The 22,458-nt window shown below is 51.4% G+C and carries 16 protein-coding genes and 3 pseudogenes; 5 read left to right on the plus strand and 14 right to left on the minus strand.

Annotated features, from left to right (window positions below; translation table 11 throughout):
- Positions 1 to 66: 66 nt before the first annotated feature.
- Entirely contained in the window at positions 67 to 2,241 is a 2,175-nt protein-coding gene (locus LOK74_RS13010) for a RelA/SpoT family protein (RefSeq protein ID WP_230042468.1), read from the minus strand.
- 434 nt (positions 2,242 to 2,675) lie between these two features.
- Here LOK74_RS13010 and LOK74_RS13015 point away from each other — a divergent pair, with 434 nt between their 5' ends.
- The 4 genes from LOK74_RS13015 to LOK74_RS13030 are packed head-to-tail and all read left to right on the plus strand — an operon-like array spanning position 2,676 to position 6,598.
- A complete protein-coding gene (locus LOK74_RS13015; RefSeq protein WP_230042469.1) occupies positions 2,676 to 3,107 on the plus strand; it encodes a MarR family winged helix-turn-helix transcriptional regulator in 432 nt (143 codons plus the stop codon).
- Positions 3,108 to 3,110: 3 nt separating this feature from the next.
- Positions 3,111 to 3,770: an HlyD family secretion protein gene (locus LOK74_RS13020; RefSeq protein WP_230042470.1), complete on the plus strand. Its 660-nt coding sequence runs from the start codon at positions 3,111 to 3,113 to the stop codon at positions 3,768 to 3,770.
- A 10-nt stretch (positions 3,771 to 3,780) separates the two neighbouring features.
- Positions 3,781 to 5,010: an efflux RND transporter periplasmic adaptor subunit gene (locus tag LOK74_RS13025; protein ID WP_230042471.1), complete on the plus strand. Its 1,230-nt coding sequence runs from the start codon at positions 3,781 to 3,783 to the stop codon at positions 5,008 to 5,010.
- 13 nt (positions 5,011 to 5,023) lie between these two features.
- Positions 5,024 to 6,598 carry a DHA2 family efflux MFS transporter permease subunit gene (locus tag LOK74_RS13030; protein ID WP_230042472.1) on the plus strand — a complete coding sequence of 525 codons (1,575 nt, stop codon included), beginning with the start codon at positions 5,024 to 5,026 and terminating at the stop codon, positions 6,596 to 6,598.
- Positions 6,599 to 6,689: 91 nt separating this feature from the next.
- Here the strand turns inward: LOK74_RS13030 and LOK74_RS13035 are convergent, their stop codons facing one another.
- The 11 genes and pseudogenes from LOK74_RS13035 to LOK74_RS13080 all read right to left on the minus strand — a co-directional run bounded on the left by LOK74_RS13035 (position 6,690) and on the right by LOK74_RS13080 (position 18,970).
- On the minus strand, positions 6,690 to 8,891 hold the full coding sequence (locus LOK74_RS13035) for a M56 family metallopeptidase (RefSeq protein ID WP_230042473.1): 2,202 nt from the start codon (positions 8,889 to 8,891) through the stop codon (positions 6,690 to 6,692).
- Between the two features lie 34 nt (positions 8,892 to 8,925).
- A pseudogene (locus tag LOK74_RS13040) lies at positions 8,926 to 9,326 on the minus strand (BlaI/MecI/CopY family transcriptional regulator).
- 171 nt (positions 9,327 to 9,497) lie between these two features.
- Positions 9,498 to 9,752: pseudogene (locus tag LOK74_RS24370) on the minus strand (hypothetical protein); the annotation flags it as partial.
- Positions 9,753 to 9,772: 20 nt separating this feature from the next.
- Positions 9,773 to 10,893 (minus strand): IS3 family transposase gene (locus LOK74_RS13045; protein WP_230042474.1). Its coding sequence is split into 2 segments (ribosomal slippage): positions 9,773 to 10,644 and positions 10,644 to 10,893, totalling 1,122 coding nucleotides; the frame shifts between segments, so codons are not numbered across the junction.
- Positions 10,894 to 10,962: 69 nt separating this feature from the next.
- Positions 10,963 to 12,234 (minus strand): annotated as a pseudogene (locus tag LOK74_RS13050) (IS1182 family transposase); the annotation flags it as partial.
- A 154-nt stretch (positions 12,235 to 12,388) separates the two neighbouring features.
- The gene (locus tag LOK74_RS13055) at positions 12,389 to 12,901 is read right to left on the minus strand and encodes an adenine phosphoribosyltransferase (RefSeq protein WP_230042475.1); all 513 of its coding nucleotides are present in this window, start codon (positions 12,899 to 12,901) and stop codon (positions 12,389 to 12,391) included.
- The gene (recJ, locus tag LOK74_RS13060; protein WP_230042476.1) at positions 12,898 to 15,285 is read right to left on the minus strand and encodes a single-stranded-DNA-specific exonuclease RecJ; all 2,388 of its coding nucleotides are present in this window, start codon (positions 15,283 to 15,285) and stop codon (positions 12,898 to 12,900) included. Before recJ ends, LOK74_RS13055 begins: the two co-directional genes overlap by 4 nt.
- Positions 15,286 to 15,353: 68 nt before the next feature.
- A complete protein-coding gene (locus LOK74_RS13065) occupies positions 15,354 to 16,298 on the minus strand; it encodes a cation diffusion facilitator family transporter (protein ID WP_230042477.1) in 945 nt (314 codons plus the stop codon).
- A 118-nt stretch (positions 16,299 to 16,416) separates the two neighbouring features.
- The gene (gene secF / locus LOK74_RS13070; protein WP_230042478.1) at positions 16,417 to 17,355 is read right to left on the minus strand and encodes a protein translocase subunit SecF; all 939 of its coding nucleotides are present in this window, start codon (positions 17,353 to 17,355) and stop codon (positions 16,417 to 16,419) included.
- The gene (gene secD / locus LOK74_RS13075; RefSeq protein ID WP_230047002.1) at positions 17,345 to 18,583 is read right to left on the minus strand and encodes a protein translocase subunit SecD; all 1,239 of its coding nucleotides are present in this window, start codon (positions 18,581 to 18,583) and stop codon (positions 17,345 to 17,347) included. The genes secF and secD overlap by 11 nt, the downstream gene beginning before the upstream one ends.
- Before the next feature lie 132 nt (positions 18,584 to 18,715).
- Positions 18,716 to 18,970: a post-transcriptional regulator gene (locus LOK74_RS13080; RefSeq protein WP_230042479.1), complete on the minus strand. Its 255-nt coding sequence runs from the start codon at positions 18,968 to 18,970 to the stop codon at positions 18,716 to 18,718.
- A gap of 96 nt (positions 18,971 to 19,066) precedes the next feature.
- On the opposite strand from LOK74_RS13080, the gene spoVB reads away from it, so the two are divergent.
- Positions 19,067 to 20,647, plus strand: a complete 1,581-nt coding sequence (spoVB, locus tag LOK74_RS13085; RefSeq protein ID WP_230042480.1) for a stage V sporulation protein B — start codon at positions 19,067 to 19,069, stop codon at positions 20,645 to 20,647.
- Here spoVB and LOK74_RS13090 read toward each other — a convergent pair whose 3' ends face one another.
- The gene (locus LOK74_RS13090; RefSeq protein WP_230042481.1) at positions 20,648 to 21,367 is read right to left on the minus strand and encodes a DUF421 domain-containing protein; all 720 of its coding nucleotides are present in this window, start codon (positions 21,365 to 21,367) and stop codon (positions 20,648 to 20,650) included. It abuts the gene before it with no gap.
- 98 nt (positions 21,368 to 21,465) lie between these two features.
- Positions 21,466 to 22,443, minus strand: a complete 978-nt coding sequence (corA, locus tag LOK74_RS13095; RefSeq protein WP_230042482.1) for a magnesium/cobalt transporter CorA — start codon at positions 22,441 to 22,443, stop codon at positions 21,466 to 21,468.
- Between the last annotated feature and the right edge of the window lie 15 nt (positions 22,444 to 22,458).

Consider the following 22,458-nt stretch of genomic DNA (forward strand, 5'->3'; position numbering starts at 1 on the left):
CTTACCTGGCTTGTACAAGAAAAAGAACGCAGTGCCGGGTGCGGCCCTGCCAAGAGAGTTCCAGGGTTAGGTATTGAGAATTCGTCTGACCGAGTAGATATCCTTGATCCCTTTGATGTGCTCCACCACTTTCTTGAGATGGTCAAGGTTGTGGATTGCGATCGTCATATGAATGGTGGCCACCCGATTCTTGTCTGCCTTGCCGCTGACTGCCGTAATGTTGGTTTTCGTGGCTGCAACGGTTTGCAGGACATCATTAAGCAGACCACTGCGGTCGTGGCCCGTAATCTCGATATCTACGTTGTAGTTCTGACTGAGATCTCCTTCCCAATCGACATCAATCAACCGCTCCGTACAGGTTTCGGTCATGATGTTGGGACAGTCACGGCGGTGTATGGAAATCCCCCTGCCCCGGGTGATGAAGCCAATGATGTCATCTCCCGGTACCGGCGTACAGCAGCGGGAGAGACGAGTAAGCAGATTGTCAGTTCCTTTTACCCGGACTCCACTGTCCCGGCGCCCGTACTGTTTGTCAGTCGTTCCAGGCGGCTTCAAATCTGCCACCGTCTGTTGCTCTTCGCGGTCGCGACGCAGTTTCTCCGTCAGCCGGGTCACGATTTGAGCCGCGCTAATGCCACCGTAGCCCACTGCGGCAAACATGTCATCCTGCCCCTGAAAGTTAAACTTGGAAGAAGCCTCCTGCAGGTTCTCATCCGTCAGCACGTCTTTCAGGTCAAACCCACGAGCCTTGATCTCTGCCTCCACCATCTGCTGACCTTTGGCCACGTTCTCTTCCCGCTTCTCTTTTTTAAACCACTGCCGAATCTTGTTGCGGGCGTGAGCCGATTTGGCGATCTTCAACCAGTCCTGGCTGGGACCGTACGAATGTTTGGAGGTCATGATTTCCACGATGTCACCCGTCCGCAGCGGATGATCCAGCGGCACGATTTTGCCGTTTACCTTGGCACCGATCGTTCGGTTGCCCACTGCCGAGTGAATCCGGTAAGCGAAATCGAGGGGCACCGAACCTTTGGGCAGCTCAACCACATCGCCCTTGGGCGTAAAGACGAAGACCGTGTCCGAAAACAGATCCTGCTTGAGTGTCTCGATAAATTCCTGTGCATTGGGTGCTTCTTCCTGCCCACCCTGGATGATCTCCCGCAGGCTGCCCAGTCTTTCCTCGAACGACCCCTGAACAACGCCTTTGCCTTCTTTATATGCCCAGTGGGCAGCGATCCCGATCTCCGCCGTCCGATGCATATCCCAGGTACGGATCTGTACTTCCAGCGGTTCCCCTTTGGGGCCGATCACCGTTGTGTGCAGAGATTGGTACATATTGGGTTTAGGCATGGCGATATAATCCTTGAATCGTCCCGGCATCGGCTTCCACAGCGTGTGGACGATACCTAATACAGCATAACAATCGCGGATGTCGTTGACGATAATCCGCAATGCCAACAGGTCGTAGATCTCGTTGAACTGTTTGTTTTGTCGGACCATCTTCTTATAAATGCTGTAGATGTGTTTCGGTCTGCCGGAGATCTCCGCCTCGATATGCAGTTCTTTCAGCTTTTCCTTGATCGCTTCGGACGCTTCGTCGATATATTCCTCCCGCTCCGCCCGTTTTTTCTGCATCAGATTGACGATCCGATAATACTGCTGGGGCTTCAGATAACGAAGAGAAGTGTCCTCCAGCTCCCACTTGACCGAGGCAATCCCCAGGCGGTGTGCAAGAGGGGCGAAGATCTCCAGCGTTTCATCGGAAATCTCCCGCTGCTTCTCCTCGGACATGTGTTTGAGCGTGCGCATATTATGCAGGCGGTCAGCCAGCTTGATGAGGATGACGCGGATGTCCTGAGCCATCGCTACCAGCATCTTGCGGTGGTTTTCCGCCAACTGTTCTTCCTTGGATTTATACTTGATTCGCTCCAGTTTGGTCACGCCATCGACAAGCGCGGCTACTTCCGGTCCAAACTGCTCGCGCAAGTTGTCGAGGGTGATTTCCGTATCTTCGACAACGTCATGCAAAAAACCAGCCGCTATCGTTACGGCATCCATCCGCAGGCCGGCAAGAATACTGGCTACTGCGATTGGATGCATGATATAGGGCACACCTGATTTGCGCAGCTGTCCCTCGTGCGCCTTTTCCGCAAATCGATAGGCGCGTTCCAAGAGTTGGACGTCTGCTTCCGACAGATAAGTCGCCGCTTTTTTGATAACCTCATCGATGCCCGTTGTCATAGTTCCCTTCCTTACTTCCGCTAGACTGATCACGATAACCCACCGTCTCTACAAGCTTGTACAAGAGTAAAGAGCTGTTATTCGTCCAATCGCGCCAGGGCGTTGGACAGAATCGAAATTCGCGCTTTTTTGTCGTCTCTACGTATTTCATTTTATTATCTTGTAAGATGCGGTGATTGTAAAGGTTCTTGTCAGAACAAAAGTGTGGAAGATCGAGCAAGTCCCGTTTGGCCATTTGCGTCAGAAGTTCTATGGTTGACAGCAACATCTCATTAGCATATTCGCATATAAGAAATCAATAACATCAAACTTTTTTTATTAACAATTAAAACAATCTGTGCTATATTAGTTCACGCCATAAATATTTCGCGCACGAAATATTCGTGCCGGGTGATGTTTCAAGTTTGAAACCAACTAGAAAGGAGGATGTTCGCTTGGACAAATACGTCCTTTTAAAAGACCGTCTTTTGAAGCTGACCAAGAAAGTAAACAGCAGGCTGTACCAAGAATTTATCAGTACTGGATTTACTGTTGCGCAGATTCTCGTCCTGAAGCAATTGGGAGAAGCACCAAGAACGATCGGGCAGATCAGCAAAGCGGTCGATCTGAGCTACAGCACTGTTTCCGGGATTATTGACCGCTTGGAGAAGCAAGGCTTCATCGAGCGATTTCGCGACGACAAAGACAGACGCGTCGTCTGGATTCAGCAGACGGAAGCAGCGATAGAAAAGCGCAAAAATATGCGGGTTTTTCAAGAAGAGTACTATCATTCCCTGTTTGCAAATCTGAGTGATGACGAGTTGGACAAAATCTTGGAATCATTAGAAATCCTCATGCGAGAGTTGGATGAGAAAGTCGGGGGTTAAGCCATGAAGAGAAAGTTGATTCTGTACGTGATCTTGCTGCTGTTTGTCGCTGTGATTGGGGCAATCGGCGCCTACTATTGGTACGTGGGTGAACACTACGTGACCACCGAGGATGCCCGTGTAAGCGGAGACATCTACCGGGTTGTCGCCAAAACCTCGGGCAAACTCACCTCTTTAGATGTGGCGGAGGGTGACCAAGTGGTGGTTGATCAAGTGATTGGCCGCCAGGAAACAACCAATCTTTCTACAGACAAGTTGGACAATGCCACCCTGCGCGCTCCGATCAGCGGTACGATTATCAAAACCTTGGTCAAAGAAGGAGAAGTTGTCGCTGCGGGTCAGGCAGTAGCCATGATTGTAGATGATCGCAACCTCTACATAGATGCCAACATCGAAGAAACACAACTTACCCGGTTGCGGATTGGCCAGTCCGTCGACATCTCCATCGACGCCTATCCAAACCAATCATTCACAGGGACGGTTAGCGAGATCGGACAAGCGACGAACTCCACCTTCTCCCTGCTGCCATCGTTGAATACAAGCGGGAATTTTACAAAAATCACGCAGCGGATTCCCGTCAAAATCTCACTTGATGACCAGCAAGAAAGTCACTTGGCTCCCGGTTTAAGTGCTGTCATCAAAATCATCGTGAAAGGAAACTAGGTGATTGGCGATGAATAAACATCATTTTACCTCCACTCTTATGTGGATGGGTCTTAGTGTCCTCCTGCTGCTGGGTATCGCCGGCTGCCAGACCGGCTCCGAACAAACCGGTGAAACGGTTCCAGTCGTTCAGGTCAAAACAGCTGCCGATCTGTCCCATGCGGGCTATCTGGCCAGCGGGCGGATCGTCGCAGAACAAGAGGTGGTGGTGACTGCTAAAGTTCCCGGTCGCGCCGCTGCGGTTCATGTGGAGGAAGGCAGCCATGTCAAAAAAGGCGATCTGTTGATAGAACTGGACCAAACAGATTATATGCTGCAAGTCCAGCAAGCAGAGGCTGCCGTCGCTGGTGCGCAAGCGCGCCTGGCCGACGCCAAGGCAGGGGCCCGCACGGAAGACATCAATCGCCTGGAAAGTGGTTTGTCGCAAGCGCAAGCCGCACATGAGGTGGCCCAAAAGAATTACGACCGGATGAAGACTTTGTTTGAAGAAGATGCGATTTCGGAAGCCGAGTTGGAAAAAGCAAAGCTAGAGCTGGAGAAGGCACAAACGGCTGTACAGCAGGCAAAACAGCAGCTGCACCTGATCCAGTCAGGACCGACCAGCCATTCCCTAGAGGCATTGACTGCTGAAGTAAACCGCGCCCAGTCTGCACTCGACCTGGCAACCAGCACGCTCGCCAATACACGGCTTACCGCTCCGATTGACGGGATCGTGGCCAGCCGTTCGATTGATGCAGGTGAGATGGCTCAAGCTGGAGTCCCGTTGTTGAAAATCGTACAAATGGATCGAGTAGCGGTGGAAGCCAGTGTTCCTCAGGAGCAAGTCCATCAACTCCATCCCGGCTCCAATCTAAACGTAGTGGTAGATGGCCTGGAACGTATCCTGGCCGGTGAGGTTACGTTTATCAGTCCCGTCTCCGATCCCAACAATACGACCTTTCCGATCAAGGCAAAGGTGGAAAACAAAGACGGAATGCTGCGCGCGGGAATGGTTGCTGATCTGTACTTGTCCAAGCAGGAAGAGAGCGCCCTCACCTTGCCTTCCACGAGCGTGATCAAGCAGGGAGAGGTGACGATCGTCTATAAGCTGGATGGTGACACAGTACGAGAAACAGTGGTTGCAGCACGTGAACAGAGTGACGGTACATGGTTGGTCACCTCTGGTTTGAAACCGAGTGACCGGATTGTGATCCAACCTGCTTCCACACTGACTGACGGCAGCAAGGTATCTGTGAAATGAAGGGGAGATGAAGATGGCTGAACAAGCATCCGCCCTTCCCGAACAACCGAGACAATCTGACGGCTACAAGTGGATCGCCCTGATCGCGATCATCCTCGGCACCTTTGTCACAGTGCTGAACAACAGCCTGATCAATGTTGCGCTGCCCAAGCTGGTCACCGTATTTGAATCGACGATGGACACCATCCAGTGGGTCCTCACCGGATACATGCTGGCTTCCGCCGTCGTCATTCCCATGAGTGCCATATGTGCCGAACGATTTGGCTACAAGAAAGTGTATCTGCTCACACTGGCCCTGTTTACCTTATGTTCCCTCTTGTGCGGGCTGGCTTGGAGCGACACCACGCTGATTCTCTTCCGGATCATACAGGGATTGAGCGGAGGATTCATCATGCCGATCGGGATGGCCATGATTTACATGATCATGCCCCGTCAGCAGATTGGGATGGCGCTTGGTCTATGGGGAATCGCTGCGATGGTCGCCCCTGCAGTAGGCCCGACATTAAGCGGCTTTATCATCGAGTATTTCAATTGGCGCCTGCTCTTCTTTATGAACGTACCGATCGGCGTGTTTGCCGTTGTGATGGCGTGGCTGCTGCTGCGGGAAACGGAAAAAAAGCCGATCCCGTTCGATTTGCCTGGCGCCGTGCTGTCGGTAGTTGGCTTTGGAACCCTGTTGCTGGCACTGAGCAAAGGGCAATCCGAAGGCTGGGATTCGCTGTATATCGTAATGCTGTTTGCGATTTCCGCTTTTAGTCTGATCCTGTTAATCTGGGTGGAGACGGGGCGCAAGAATCCACTTATGGAACTCAGCCTGTTTAGGATCCCGGCGTTTACGATTAGCACGATCGCCTCCGGGATGGTCATGCTGGGGATGTTTGGGGGGATCTTCCTCACTCCGATTTTCCTGCAAAACATCCAAGGACTGACGGCGCTGCAAACAGGCTTGGTCCTGATGCCGCAATCGATTGCAATGGCGCTGATGATGCCGTTCAGCGGCAGGCTGTTCGACCGATTTGGCGTCCTGCCGCTCGGACTGATCGGGCTCAGCATGATGGGCATTACCACTTTTGAACTGCATCGGTTGACGGTTGACACGCCGAATGAATGGCTGGACATGGTTCTGGTCGTGCGCGGCATTGGCATAGGCCTCTGTATGATGCCGCTGACCACGGCTGGGATGACGGCGGTACCCAGTGCGATGGCTGGCCGTGCTTCATCCCTGTCCAATGTGTTCCGACAGGTGATGGGTTCCCTTGGTATCGCCGTTTTGACGACAATCATGTCGTCCCGCCAATCGTTTCATACAGCGAGCATCAGCGAACATGTTTCGCTTACTTCCGACACGGCTCAGCAAACGATCCAGATGCTCTCCGGCATGGCCGGTCAAAGCATGAACACATCCAGTGCCAGCAGTGTGGCGCTGCAGATCATAGGCGGGTTGGTCCAGAAAGAAGCGGCAGTCAGAGCGATCGCCGATACCTTTCTGCTCTCTTCCATTCCGATTTTTGCTTCGCTACCGCTCGTCTTCTTTTTGCGGCGGCGCACGGCCAAACAACAAGCGGACGTGCCTGTGGAGCAGGGATAGGGATCATGTCTGTTCCGCTGCCGATCTACCCGGGGCCCATTGCCCCGGGCTTTTTGCTACCTGCATCCGCGATCCGCAGACACTGCCGACATCAGGGAAGTTGGCCGGCGTTCGCAAACGGTTGGTTCATCAGATACGTGACGATATCCTCTTGCTCTGGTCCGTCCTCCCGAAATGTCACTTGGAAGCATACATCGTTTTCTTTCCAGAAATAGCTCACGAAATCCTCCGCATCCTGACTGCTCAACGGCCCATCGATTTTGTATTTTGCTGTTTTGAGCACCTCTCGCCCGCCGAGATCCAGCGGTTTGGCTTCCACCAGGTGTTTCTCGCCGTCGATACGGTAATACGCAATATGCCCGTTCTTTTTGATGGTTTCATAGATGTTGTTATTTTTGATTTGTTCGAAACTGACCCAACTGATGCCTTGCTTGTCTTGATCCGTTCCTCTGTAGCTGATGGATAAGAATCTGGTCTTTCGATCCTGATCGTTGTCCGGATAACTGAAGTTCACTTTCTGCGTCTCATAGGCGGAAACGGCTTGCAGCGATCCAGGGAGCCGCCAAGGGAGCTTGGGAGCAAATCCGATCGATTCCGGCACTTGCTGCAAATCCCCCGTATCGTAGATCTGTTCGATCAACAAATCATGGTTTACATATTGGGTATAGATGTCACGATCGGGATACTTCACCGAGGCGATTATGGTCTCCAATTCCTGACTCGTTAACGTGGTGTTTTCTTCGATCTGATACAGGACCCCATCCTCCTGCCAGAGATAGTACAGCTTCTCCCAGTTATTCGCTTGCACCGTCACTTTTACAGCTTCCCGTCCCTCAATGGTAAGTGTCTCCTTCTTTATTCTCTCCGTAGTCTCCCGCTTCTCCTCCTCAACTTCAATGGCAGCATAGGCAGCGTCCAACCCCTCTCCTGCAGAACTTGCGGAAAAAGTAAAAGCTCCGTAAGAGGTAAATTCGATACGCTTTTCAAAACGGAGTGAGGCCTTGCCACCATGCTCGCTCCGCTTATAATCGATGCGGTCGAATTGATAGCCCTCGGGCAAGCTGGACGGAACTTGATAGCGAAAGTCGGAAATCTCTACAGCCTTCTCCAGATTGCCGTAGCTCCGATTGGGTGAATCAAACAAAATCTGATGGTTCCCGTTTGCTTCTAAGCTTGCAGGAAGAACGGCAGAACGGTTTTCCTTTACCGTGGGAGCAGCATTGGTCAATGTCACGGTACCCAAGACTGCAGCACATATGACGGCTGCCGCAGACAGTTTGTACGATCCCTGCTTATATGATTTGATCATGTTCATTCTCCTCTCCATTTGCTTTTGATTGCGTGATTCAAAGAAATACAAGAGGTTCGGTTCTCCGCCTGTGGAAGCGAAGCGCTTCAGACAAGCAATGATGGTCATCCCATAGGGGACGGACTCCGCTTCACCAAGAATCTCCAGTGCATAAGCGTCACAGGCCAGCTCTCTGTCTGCTTTCATCTGCTTGATGCACAGCCAAACCAGCGGGTTCATCCAATGGATGGCCAGAACAAAGCTGCCTACTGCATTCCAAGCGATATCTCTCCTCTTCAAATGGGCCAGCTCATGCGCAAAGATATGGGCAAGCTGAGAGGTATTCAACGCTTTGCCCAGACCCTCTGGGAGATAGATCCAGGGGTGAATCAGTCCAGATATATACGGGCTTTTGACGTGACATCCCGTATACAGAGCGATTGGCTTCTTGACAGCGAATTTCTCTCGGCAATCCTCCAGGACAGCCAGGATCTGACGGTCCGTCACCAATCTTAGTTGGCTGGAGGGCTTTCTCATCTTGATCAGATACGTACTCAGATACAAAACAATGGCCACTATTCCTGCAAACCAGACAACCGAAATGATTTGCAAACCGACAGGGTACGTATGTAAGGAAAGTGGCGCCTCTGTGCGCTCACTTGGCGTTGTGATGTCTACCGGTGCATCCGGATCGTCCGAACGGGACGGATTCATGGAGTTTTGCGGCCATTGCGGCACTTGCCCCCTAGTGCCTGCTGACGGTTGGAGCGATATCGTTTGCTTTAGGTCCTCACCGATTTGTACCAGATGAAAGATGCTGACAGGGCTGTTGGGGAAAACCGGCACCAGCAGCCTCAGCAGTACAATCAGCCACAATACGTGCATCAGGCGAGCGCTTATGTAAGGACGAAACCATCTCCCAATGGCCATCACCACCAGCACGACAATGCTCGCCGAACTTGTAGCATACAAAAACCATAGAAACATGCTGCACAAAATGTCCATGTTTTCCCCTCTTTACCGTAACCGTGGAGACGGCTTATTTCTTTCGGCGAGTTGTGTTTGTCTGTTCCTGTTTTTCGATGAGAATCTTTTGCAGATGTTCGATCTCCTCTTCCGTTAGTTCGATCTCTTCCAGGAAATTGCTCACCATGACGTGTGTTGCCCCGCCAAACACCCTTTTCAGAAAGGAGCGGCTCTCCGTTTTGACGCATTCCTTTTCAGATACCAATGGATAATACAAGTAACTTCTCCCCGATTTCTCAAAACCAATGGCCTTTTTTTCAGCAGCCGATTCACAAAGGTACGAACCGTTTGCTCGCTCCACTCAATCTCGTCCGGCAATTGCCGGGTGATCTGCTCAGCGGTTATCGGGCTGCTCCTCCAGATCACTCTCATGATCTCCCACTCGGATTCCGATATTTTTGGCGGATTGGACATGTAGTCACTCCCTTTTCATTTACATTTGTAAATGGAAGCTGTCAGGCTAAATATTACAACTGTAAATCAAACATGTCAATAGAGATTGCAGGGATTGGAAAAAACGTCAGGGAAAAACCCTATGGTCGTTTGCCTTGACGAACACAGCGGGGGGCGAAGCCTTCGCTGCACTTAACCTATCGACCTTAACATTCTTATTTTCTGATAGTAAAAAAACAGAGACGCTATGGAAGCGTCTCTCAGATTGCTGACAAACCCCCTCTCTGCCAGAGCAGAAGTGGGGGTTTGTCGTGAAACATGCAAAAAACTAAGGTGCCCCGTAAGGGCAAATCGCCCTCCATTCCCTTTATTCCAGAGCCAATTGGCCAGCTTTTTTAGATTCATAGCAGCAAAAGCGAGCATCGCCTGCATTGTCACTTTTTTCAGTCTGGATTGTCAACAGTAAATCAGACAACTATTTTAAGGGCTTCTTGGCGATACTGAACAGGCGTCGTATAGCCTAATGTCCCATGAATGCGATGCTTGTTGAACCAATTAACGTAATCATACAATTCCAGTTCCAGATGACGAAGACTCTGGAAATTCACCTGGTTTACGAACTCTGTTTTTATGATTTTATAGGTGGCTTCAGCCACAGCGTTGTCGTATGGACAGCCTTTCGTACTTAGGGATCGACCGATGTCAAACGTCTCCAGAAGTTCGTCTATCTTTTGATTTTTAAACTCGCTGCCACGGTCAGTATGAAACCACTGAACCTGACGTAAATCGCCCTGAACGCTCGCAAAAGCGCGGGAAATCAGAGCAGCGTCCTTATTTGGACCTGCACTATGACCAATGATCTCTCGATTGAATAAATCTACAAGCACACAAATGTAATGCCATCGGTTCTGAACCTTCACATAAGTCAGATCGCTGACAACGAAGCGTTTGGATTCCGTTTGCTCGAACTCACGGGCCAGAATATTCCCCGTAGTTGCTTCATTAGAAGCGGTTTTATGGGGTTTATATTGAGCTACGGTGTAGGTGGAAACGAGACCTTGCTCTTTCATGATCCGACCAATTCGACGTCTGGAGACGACGAATCCACCTTCCTGGAGCTTGACTTTGATCTTTCGTGTACCGTAGGCTTTTCGATTTTTGTGGAAAATCTTCACAATCGCTTCGGTTAGAGCATCTTCGTTCGGTTGTTCTTTCGCTTCATAGTAAAACGTACTTCTTGCGATTTGCAGGACGTCGCACATTGCTGATACCGAGTATTTATCACGATTGTTCTGAATGATAGCTACTTTCGTCCCATGATCAGCGCGGCTTGCTTTAAAATATCGACCTCCATTTTTAGACGCTGGTTCTCTTTTCGTAAAGCGATCAGTTCATTCTCTTCTGATGAGCGATTGTCCTTCTCCTTAAAGGAGCCCGTCGTCTGAGCCTGCTTGATCCAGCGGTCTAAAGCGGAAGCTGTGAGGTCATATTCCTCAACAATCGCTGCTCTGGATTTCCCGTTTTCATAGAGTTCCACCATTTGTTTTTTGAATGCTGAGGTAAAGGTACGTCGTTGCTGTTTTGGCATTGTAGAGATCCGCTCCTTAACATAATAGGTTTATTCTACAAGCCCTTATTTTTTCTGTCCAACTTAGTGTAACCGATCCAATCCACGCAAAGTGGTCCAACGCAAACCATGCTTTTCCTTTAAATCAGCAAATACACGCTCAATGGTTTCCTTTCGGCGTGTATACAGCCGTTTATTCACTTCTGTATGTCTCAGATGTTCCACTTCTTCCAGATAGTCTGCCCATATATGGCGACTGATACGTTTTACAGCCTCACGGCTTTCCGTACATTGGAAGCGAAGGGGACAATGGCTACATATCTCAGAATCAGAACGGTACATGCGGTACCCTTCTCGGGTAGTCGTTTCGTAGGACAAAACCTGTCCGGCAGGACAGATATAACAATCGAAATATTCATCATACACATAGTCGTGTTTGCGGAAAAAACCTTTCTTCGTGTGAGAGCGGGTATAGGGCATAACAGGACGAACGCCTTCGTCCAAGAGATATTTGCTTATGTATGGGGTTTTATATCCGGCATCTACCGCTACGGCATTCGGCTTCCCCACGTTTTCAATCGCTTGTTCAAACACATTGGTAAACACTTGGCTGTCATGGATGTTGGCGGCTGTAACGACCGCGCTCACGACAAAGCCATGTTCGTCACTTGCGGCATGGAACGAGTAAGCAAATGTCTGCTCTTTCTCGTTTTTGACAAACCATCCGCTGTCGGGGTCAGTCGTGCTCTGCTTCACCTCCTTCCACTTTGTATCCGACTTTTTTGGCAACGGCTTTTTTCCATGTTCGATGCGGTCTTGATTCAGTTCATCGTGCAGCTGCTGCTGGTACTTCTTTTGCTCTTCCTGAACCCGCTGCTTGCTGTACTTTCTTTTGTTGGCATGGGCCTTGACGTGGGTGGAATCGATGTAGAGGGCAGAAGGATCAACAAAGCCATGACGACATGCTTCTTCGAGAATGCGAGTAAAAATTTGTTCAAACAAGTCCGTACCTTGAAAACGGCGGACATAGTTTTTTCCGAATGTGGTGAAGTGAGGGATTGGTTGGGTAAAATCGTATCCCAAAAACCAACGATAAGCGACATTGGTTTCGATTTCTTTAATCGTTTGGCGCATGGAGCGAATGCCGAACAGATACTGAATAAATACCATTTTGATGAGTACAACGGGGTCGATACTGGGTCTGCCGTTGTCCGGAGAATACCGATCTTTCACCAAATCGTAGATGAAGGAAAAATCAATGGCATTTTCGATTTTCCGAACTAAATGATCACGAGGAACCAATTCATCCAGTGAAACAACCGATACTTGATAACGGCCTTCGCCCTGTTGTTTCGAAAGCATACATGACACCTCTTGGCAATTATTTTCCACATACATTATTCTACAAAAAAACGTGTAGACCTTGTACCTTGCGGTGCTTTGTCTACACGCTGAGAGACGCTATGGAAGCGTCTCTGTTTCTTGAGCAGGCTTGCTTTTCATGCTGACGTCGGCTCTAGTACTGCACCAGTGAATAGACCGGAATGTCGCGCAATTGGTCTCGTCCGTCGAGATAAGTAAGTTCAATCAGGAAAGTAGCCCCTACTACTTTTCCCCCTAACTGTTCGATCAGTTTGATGGTAGTAGCGATCGTGCCGCCTGTAGCCAGGAGGTCGTCAGCGATCAGGACGCGCTGGCCCGGCTGTATCGCATCTACATGCATAGCCAGTGCATCTTTTCCGTATTCCAGACTGTAATCAGCCTGGACAGACTCGTAGGGCAGCTTGCCCGCTTTGCGGACGGGAATGAACCCGACTTCCAGCGAATAAGAGAGGGGTGCTCCCACGACAAAGCCGCGAGCTTCCGGGCCGGCGATCACATCGATTTCCAACGTGCGAGCGAACTCAGCCAGTTTGTCAATAGCCGCTCTGTAAACATCCCCTTTTTGCAGAAGAGTGGTAATATCCTTGAAACGAATGCCAGGTTGTGGAAAATCCGGGATTACGCGAATGTGCTCTTTAAAGTTCATACCGTTGTGGCCTCCTGTACGGCGGCTGGCGCCACCCATTGATTCAAAAGCTTGGTCAAAGATTCGTAAGATGAGAGGATAAGGTCGGAGAACAGTTCCGTCTGCTCTTGCCAATCACGATACAATTGTGACGTCTCTAGCGACGCCTTGACAGGTTCCGGATGAAGCAGGTAATGCTGTCCTTGGTCGAGAATAAACTGCAGTTCTACAAATATCGCCAGCATCCTGTCCAACGTCGCCCGCTTTACTTGCTGTTTGCGAGCCAATGCATCCAAGTGTTCTTTAGCGACCTGCCGATACTGATAAAAGATCTGATAAAGCTGTTTAAACTGCTGTCGGCTCGGGAAATGAAGCTGATCGAAACTGCTGTCGGAATCACCGAACAGACAGTAGATCCTCTCGATCCGGTCAGCACGAGCGAATAACTGCTGCAGATCGGCTCGTCGCCGCGGAAGATCATACAGGATCAGCGTCCGATAGCTGCTCAAATCAAGATCCAGTCCGTCTCTCTCCGGCATCAGCAGGATCGGTTGAACGGAGGAATCTTCACGATCCGATCGCCAATACGCCAGCAGTTCCTCGCAACTGCTCCACTCAAATGCAACTGTCGCCACATCGCTCCCATCGATGAGCTGCACCCACTTTTGACGCTTGTCGGCCGTACCGCGCCAGTCGAACACCTGCCGATGCGGGACAGCCAAATCGCGTATCATCAATTGTGGCTTCCGTCGTCCGTTCCATTCATTTACCGCGAGTTCACCCAGTACCTGGAGAGAGGCCGTTGGTGCGATCTGCTCAGCAGCATGTGCTAGTTGGAAGCCGACTGCATCCAGCTGCTGATCACCGGAGATCAGCAGGCATTTCAGGTGATTCTCGTCGCGGCCGATCTTGCGTACTTCCGAGACAGACATGTCACGCAGCATCACGAGTGGCGTCGGGTTCCCCATACCGAACGGGGCCAGTTGTTCCAACTGCGTAATCACTTCCAGATCCAGCTGGTCCAGCGTCACTTCCAGATCCACCATCTTCTGCGGGATGAAATCTTCCGCAGAAAGCCAGGCTGCGGCCAACCGGTTGAGCCTCTCCCGCAGCGCACCGATGTTGTCCACATCCAACGTCATCCCTGCGGCCATGGTATGTCCACCGTAGTGTACTAACAGTTCTTTACATGCGGTTAGTGCTTCATACATATCAAATCCGGCGATACTGCGTGCGGAGCCTTTGGCCTTCCCCGTATCCGGGTCGATCGAGAGAATGATCGTCGGCCGGTAAAACGTTTCCACCATCCGCGACGCGACAATGCCGATGACACCGACGTTCCAGCCGGGAGCGGCTAGAACCAGTACGCCGTTCTCCTCAGGGGGATACTGCTCCCGCACCATTGCTTCCGCCTCTTCTGCGATCGCCTGCACCAACTCTTGACGCTCCCGGTTCATCTCATCCAAGGTCTGGGCAAGCTGCTCAGCCTCCGTTGGGTCAGTCGCTGTCAGCAGCTTCACGGCTACATCCGCCGTATCCAACCTTCCACCGGCATTGATCCGAGGTCCGATCGAAAATCCGACATGTCCTGCGGTCAATTCCCGATCCGCCAGACCGCAGACGCGAATCAACGCCTTCAGCCCGATATTGCGGGTCTGGTTTAGCTGACGCAGCCCGTAGCTGGCCAGCAAGCGATTCTCATCGACAAGTGGCACCAGGTCGGCAATCGTGCCGATCGAAGCCACATCCGTCAAGTGAAGCGGGGGCCTGCCAAGCAGGGCATGGGCTAGCTTGAATGCTACGCCAACGCCTGCCAGCATATCAAACGGATAGGAGCAGCCAGGCTTTTTCGGATTGATCACGGCAAGCGCCTCTGGGATGCTCTCTGGTGGTTCGTGATGATCGGTGACGATGATATCCAGTCCCAGTTCCTGTCCGTACGCCACCTGCTCTACGGCACTGATCCCTGTGTCAACCGTGACAACCAGCGTAAACCCCCGCTCATGGATCTGTTTTAATGCTTCCGGGTTGAGTCCGTAGCCTTCGGTAAACCGATTGGGTATGTAGTAGTCAAACGTGGCGCCCAACTCGCGAAACAAGTGAATCATCAATGTAGTGGAACTGACTCCGTCCGCGTCATAGTCACCGTATATACAAATCGCTTCTTGCTGTTCGATCGCTCTTTTGATCCGCGCGACCGCCTGTTCCATCCCATCCAGCAAAAATGGATCGTGAAACTGCTCCTCCCCTATCGTCAAAAACGACGCAGCCCTCTGTGGGGTGTCAATCCCCCTGATCACAAGCAAACGGGCCAACAGCAAGGGGATGCCGCATTCTCGAGCGATCTCTTCGCTTCGTTGTTCATCATACACAGCCAACTGCCAGCGTGACTTCGCCTTGAGCATAGGTCGCCCTCCAATCCCCATTCATTATATAAAAAGGGGCAGAGACTGACAATACAGAGCCCAAGCGGCTAATGCTTCACCTCCTGCTCAAACCGTTCCTGATTGGCCATGCTGATGTAGGGGAAAAGAGAATCGTAGGGGTTGATATGCACAAATACATCTCGCACGTAGTCGAATTGGTCCAACAAGGTATGTTTCACCTGTTTGCCGATATAATGCCCCTGTTCCACCGTAATCTGGGGGTCCACACTCACCTTCACATCGACGATCACATAGTGGCCATGCTCCCTCGCCCGGAATTCGTCGATCCGAATCACTCCCGGCACCTGTTCTACAGCCTCCATCAGTTCTACCGTATCCTCCTCATGCAGGACATGATCAAGGGTATTGTGAATCGACTCCATCAAGATGCTGTAGGCCATCCTGAGTACCAGCAGTGAGACGAACATGCCTGCGGCCGGATCGAGATACACCATCCAGGGGACAGCCAACTGTCCGCCGACAATCGCACCGCCGATACCGATCAGAGCAGCCAGCGAAGAGTAGACGTCGGAACGGTGCTCCCAAGCATTGGCGATCAGCGACTGGCTGTTCAGCTTCTTGCCCAGACGGTATTTATAGCGAAACATCGCCTCTTTTACCACCATCGAGGCGACGGCTGCCCAAATCGCCGCTATCCCCGGAGCTTGCAGCGGGCTGAAGAATGCCTGAAACGAGCTGTATCCGATCTCCAGTCCAACAAAGATCAACAGTACCGAGACAATAATCGCTGCAATCGACTCCGCCTTGCCGTGGCCGTAGGGATGATCTTCGTCTGGGGGACGCTCGGCGGCCCGCAGTCCGATCAGGACTGCTACTGAGCCGACAACATCTGAAGCCGAGTGCGCAGCATCGGCAATCAGTGCCCGGGAATCAGCCAGCCAGCCGACTACCAGCTTTGCCCCTGCTAGCAACAGATTTCCGATAATGCCAACCCATGCCGCCCACTGTGCTTTTGCCAGGCGATTTTCCATCTCAGCTCCTCCTTCCGAGAAAAAGATTCCCTGTACGGATGCTTCCCAGGGAGAAACGCTTTTCTTACTATGTGCAAAAGAATAGAAAAACCGCGGAACGAATCCGCGGTTCTGCCAGTTAGCCTTCCTGTGGCGATGGTGTGTAGCGCCTTTTGGCCATTTCCCGTTTTTTCAGACTAACCCATACCTGTGCCGCAATGAAGATGGACGAGTACGTTCCGCTTATCAGGCCGAATATGAGCGCAAGCGAGAAGTTGCGTATCCCTTCACTGCCCAGTATGGCGATGGCCAACGCTGTAAAGAAGACGGTCAGTACGGTAAAGATGGAGCGGCGCATGGTCTGCCACAGGCTGACATTGACCATATGCTCCAAGTCCTCAGGCGTCTTCACCTTCATGACGCGGAGGTTTTCGCGGATGCGGTCGAAGATAACGATCGTATCGTTGATGGAGTACCCGACAATCGTCAGAATCGCTGCGATAAACGTCAGGTCAACCTCCAGTCTGAGGATCGAAAACATCGCGATCGGGATAAAGGCATCGTGCAGCAGGGCGATAACGGTAGCAATCCCGAACAAAAACTGAAAGCGTATCGCAATGTAGATGATGATCCCGGCCGAGGCGATCAAGATCGCGATCCCTGCCTTCAGCGCCAATTCCCGGGCAATCTCAGGGTTCACCGTCGACTCCTGTTTGCTGACCTGGTCGCCGTACTTCTCTTGTAGTACCTTCTCTATCGCCGCCAGATGGTCCGGGTCGATCGTCTGATCAAATGTCGTCGTCGCCCAGGCATTCTGATCACCAAACTTGGTGACTGATTTGAATGAGACATCCGTCACCTGGCTCTTGATGGCTGCCTCCACATCCGCTGTGGAGAACTCTTTTCCGATATAAACATCCAGACGTGTACCCGCTTTAAAATCTACACCCAGGTTCAGGCCGAAGATCGCCATCGAGAGCAGTCCGATTATCAGGATCAAGCCGGAAATCATGAAGAACTTCCTACGATTCTTCACGATGTCAAACTTGACCGTTGTGTCTTGTGGTTTAGAGCTCACCGATTTCACTCTCCTTCACTCCGTACCAGAACGGCTTCTTGAACATGTTGGCTTTGATGATCAGCCAGAGCAAAAAGCGGGAGCCAAATACGTTAGTAATGATGCTGACGATGATCGTCATCGTGAGAATGATGGCAAAGCCTTGAATGGAACTGGTCCCGAAGTAGAACAGCACCGCGCAGGCAATCAGTGTGGTTACATGGGCGTCAATAATCGTAATAAACGAGCGACGCTGCCCGGCACGAAACGCGGAGAGGATGGTCTTTCCGCTTTTGATCTCCTCCTGAATCCGCTCATAGGTGATGATATTGGCATCGACCGCCATCCCCACCGCCAGAATGAACCCGGCAATCCCCGGAAGCGTAAGGGTAGCGTTCATCCAATCGATCACGACCAAACAGAAGTAGATGAAGCCGGCCAGGGTAATATTGGCAATCATACCTGGCATCCGGTAGGCGAACAGCATGAACAAAAAGATCAAAGCGCCGCCCACATAACCGGCATAAATCGTCTTCTGCAGGGCCATCGTCCCCAGACTGGCCCCGACGGAAGTGGCCTGCATTTCGACCAGATTTGCCGGCAGTGCACCGGAGTTGAGGATGTCCGCCAACTCTTGGGCCTCTTCCACGGTATATCCGCCTGAGATACGGGCTTGTCCATTTGGAATCACTTCATTTACTCGCGGCGTGTACAGCACATCTTCATCCAAGTAGATGGCCAGGACCTTGCCGATGTTTTGACGCGTAATCTCAGCAAACTTGCTTGCTTCTGCGAATTCGAGGATAACAACTGGTTCTTTCGTGTACTCATCAAACCCGACAGAAGCCCCGTCCGGCGCGAGATCGCTTCCGCGCAGCACTACTTTGCCTGTCTCGTCCCGAAACGTGAGCACAGCCGGCTTTCCGATCAATTCACGCATCTTCTCCTGATCGGTCACCCCGGCTATTTTGACACGTATCCGATCCGGATCTTCAATCACGATCTCCGGTTCCGTCACTCCACCTATGTTCACGCGCTTGTCAATCATCCCAGCGGTTGCTTTCAGGAGCTCAGGTGTGACTGTTTGTCCTTGTTCTAGTGGCTCAACCCTGTATAAAATCTCAAAACCGCCCTTCAGGTCCAGTCCCAACGTAATGTTCTTCGCAGTGGAATTGGTCGTTGTGACCATCAGACTGGCCAGTACGGCTACCACGAGCAGGAAGAGCACGAATCTGCTCCACTTTATCATCTGCCGCAATGCTCCTTTCCCCTAAGCGAGGTTCTCCCTCTCTCGTCCATCCTTGTTTTTGCAGCGCTATCCCCGTTTCACAAAAAAATAGTTGACCAACACGCCCATTATAGCGAACCGGGAAAAAGCGTGTCAAATCGAGTCCGGGTTCTTGTACATGTTGACCATGAGCCAGTTCATGTATTTGGTTACTTTCAGCGATAGGATATCGTTTACAACTTTATGCACAGGAGGGATTTCTTGATATTGAGAAGAAACGCACTTCCACACGTCCTCGGCACTGATGTTGTCGTATCCGAGCAGCGCAAACTCATCCGCCTTGCTTTCACACAGTTCATGCATTTCCAAAAAGATGTCCTGTTGGCTCAACCCGCGACTTTCTGTCATCTCTTTTCTTCCTTTCAATTATTGTCATGCCAGTACAGGCACGTCCATATTCATAAAGTAAGCATGAGTAAGCGATGAGAAAGGACCACGTCCTCTATGAAACAATCGTTCTTTTACGGCACCGTGATCCTGATTATCACTGGTGCGATTACCAAGATCCTCGGGTTTCTCAATCGGATTATCCTCTCTCGGCTGATCGGTGCCGAGGGAATGGGACTGTACCAGATGGTCGTACCGCTGTTGTACTTTCTGATCACGCTGACGACCTTTGGGCTGCCGGTGGCGATCGCCAAACAAGTGGCCGAAGCAGATGCAGCCCGCGATCCGCGTCTGGCCAGACGATTTCTGGTACTTGCTCTCGCCGTCGTCGGTTTGCTTAGCCTGCTGATCTGTACTGTCCTGCTGTTGGGGGCACGATTGGTCGTCGGGTATCTGTTGGCCGATCCGCGTACCTACGTGGTCCTGCTGGCAGCTCTTCCCGTCGTACCGATCGCTAGTATTTCCGCAGTACTGCGCGGTTACTTCCAGGGGAAACACAACATGATCCCGACTGCCGTCTCGCAGATGCTGGAACAGGTGATCCGGATGTCTTGTGTGGTCGTGATGACGGTCTCCTTTATGGATCGGGGGATCGAGTACGCGACAGCCGGTGCGGCCGCCAGCATTATCGCCGGTGAACTGGCCGGATTTCTGTTTATCTTGTGGCAGATCAGACGAGGTGGCACCCGGACAGCCGAACGGTTGGCGCACTCTCCGATCCTCACATCGTTAAAACAAAACAAGGAGAGCTTACGCCAGTTGTTTAGCGTCTCACTCCCCGTCACCATGAGCCGTCTGATCGGCTCCGTGGCTTACGTATTGGAACCGCTGCTCGTCCCGTTCGCTCTGGTTCTGGCCGGCTATCAGACGGTGAAAGCAACCGCTTTGTACGGCCAGTTTGCCGGCATGGCTGTTCCACTGCTTTTGTTTCCAACATTCTTGACCTATTCGCTATCCGTGTCCCTCGTTCCTGCCGTCGCAGCAGCAGCTTTTGAAAAAAAACAGAACCTAGTCCATCGCAGAATCTACCAGGCCATGCGCATCACCCTGGTCATTGGTGCACCGTGCGCCGTCCTGTTGTACGTCTTCGCCGAACCGCTCTGTACCTTGCTGTACGACAATCCAGAAGTAGGCATCTTGTTGAGGGAGATGGCTCCCTTCTCCATTTTCCTCTTTTTCCAAGCACCACTGGCTGCTGCGCTGCAAGGTCTTGATTTTGCAAATGCGGTGCTGCGCAATACCTTGGTAGGTGCTGTGGTCAAAACAAGCGCGATGTTTGTCGCTACGGCCCGACCTGAGTTGGGCATCCACGGCACCGTTATCGCTTTAAATCTGGGCATCACACTGGTGACCCTGCTTCACTTTGCCAGTTTGGTCAAGCTGATTGGCTTTACGATCCAGTTCGCCGAGTTTGCCAAAATCGGTGCCGCGATGCTGGTGATGGGCTATGCCAGCTCCTATATGGCTGTGTACTGGTTCGCTGAGGCATCGATCGGAGGAATGCTGCTGATCTGCTCTGCGGTCAGCACGCTGCTGTACATCGTCTTGCTGGTTGCGATGCGCGTGCTTGGCAAACAGGACGTGCGACGAATTCCCTGGATTGGCGAGCAGTTGGCCGTCTTTTTCCCTAATCGGTGATCAGCGGCGCCGCGGATACGTCTTATCTTTCTTATCAATAAACAGTCGACCTTGGGAGTCGAGGCTGCAAAACGAGATTTCTTTAAACTCGCGAATCCCGCGCTTTCGAATTTCTTGTTTGAGCCAAAACGTATTTTGTCCGATGAGTTTCAATGCATCTTCCCGTACTTTTCCATCCAGGATCAGCGGGATCGGCAATCCGTTGTAGGTGACGGGAGAGACCGGTTCCTCCGATGACAGCTGCAAATCCTCTCTGGTGACCGGTTGTTTTTCCCGCTTGGGGAAGACGCTTAATTCTCCTGTCGGCTCCAGGATGGCAAATTCCACATCAGCCAAATGGCTGATATTTTTTTGCCGCAATTGGATCAACAAGTCATCCAGGTTGATCCGGTTTTGGCGTAGAGCATGCTCCCGAATCTCTCCGTTTTCAATGAGTACAGATGGTGATCCCTCGATCCAGTCACGCACTCTCCTACTTTTCAATGAAAGCGTAGCCATACCGATTTCCAGCAGGCCGATTGCGATCATCGGCAGGTAAAAATGGATGACCGGTTGTTTCGCCTCCTCAATGGCCAGCACAGCCATCTCCGCCAGCATGATGGAGATGACCACATCAAATACGGACATCTTGCCCAGTTCGCGCTTCCCCATCAACCGCAGCAGCAACAGGATGAAGAAATACGTCAACAGGGTACGCAATAAAATGGTCGTCAGATCCACCGTGATCGACCTCCATAGGGAACTCATTTTATTGTCCCTCTCCCATGGAGGTAGTTATGCCTACCCAATTTTCCCTTGTGATGCGTGCCGCTATGCGTTCAGATCCACTTTTTTCTTTTAAACACATACAGCATAGCCACGGTTAATCCCAGCATCATCAGGATGGCGATGATCAGCATGACCGGCTCTGCTCCGGCACCAAGCCATCCAAACGTGTTCATACCGAACAATCCGGTGATAAACGTCAACGGCAGGATAATCGTGGAGATAATCGTCAAGACCCGCATCGTCTCCGTCGTCTTCGCACTGATGATGGTGTAGTACGTGTCAAGCGCACCGTTGACCAGATCACGAAACGTCTCCGTCGAATCGGCGATGCGCTCCAGGTGGTCGGTCAGATCGACGTAAAACGGTACGTTCTCTTCTGATATGTCAAACGAATAGCGCCCGTTTACATTGGCAAAGATCCGCTTCTGTGGCAGGATGACGCGCCGGATCAAGATAATCGTTCGCTTCAAAGCGAGAAATTCCTCGGTAATCTCTTCCATCTGGTGTTCGTAGATCTCGTCCTCCAACTCATCAATCCGCACACTCAGCCGATCCATGATCGGAAAGTACTCGTCCGTGATCCCGTCGACAATCGCGTACAACAGGTAGTCAGGTCCCCGGTTCATGTACGACATGTTGCGGTGGCACTGCGCGGCGATCCGGCCGATTGTGTTCATCGGCGACTTGTGAATCGTGACAATGTAATTGACGCCGAGAAAGACATTCAGTTCAAGGGTGGTGATCTCCGTGTCACTTTCCTCGTTGTACCTGAGGGCGTGAAAGACAAAAAAGTAATAGTCATCGTATTTGTCCACCTTCGCCCGAGGGCTGACGTGCAGGCAGTCTTCGATCGCCAACGGGTGGAAATCAAAAATTTGCGCGATGTACTGCAGTTCATCGTTGCCTACATCATACAAGTCGATCCACAGCAGATCCTCAGGCGATTTGAGCCATTCGTCTTTTCTGGACAAATCGACATCGTGGTACATCTTCAACTCTGAATGATTGTAAAAATAGGTTTTGATCACAATCTCACCCCCCCT

Source organism: Brevibacillus humidisoli, assembly GCF_020923435.1.
GTDB classification, from domain to species: Bacteria; Bacillota; Bacilli; order Brevibacillales; family Brevibacillaceae; genus Brevibacillus_E; species Brevibacillus_E humidisoli.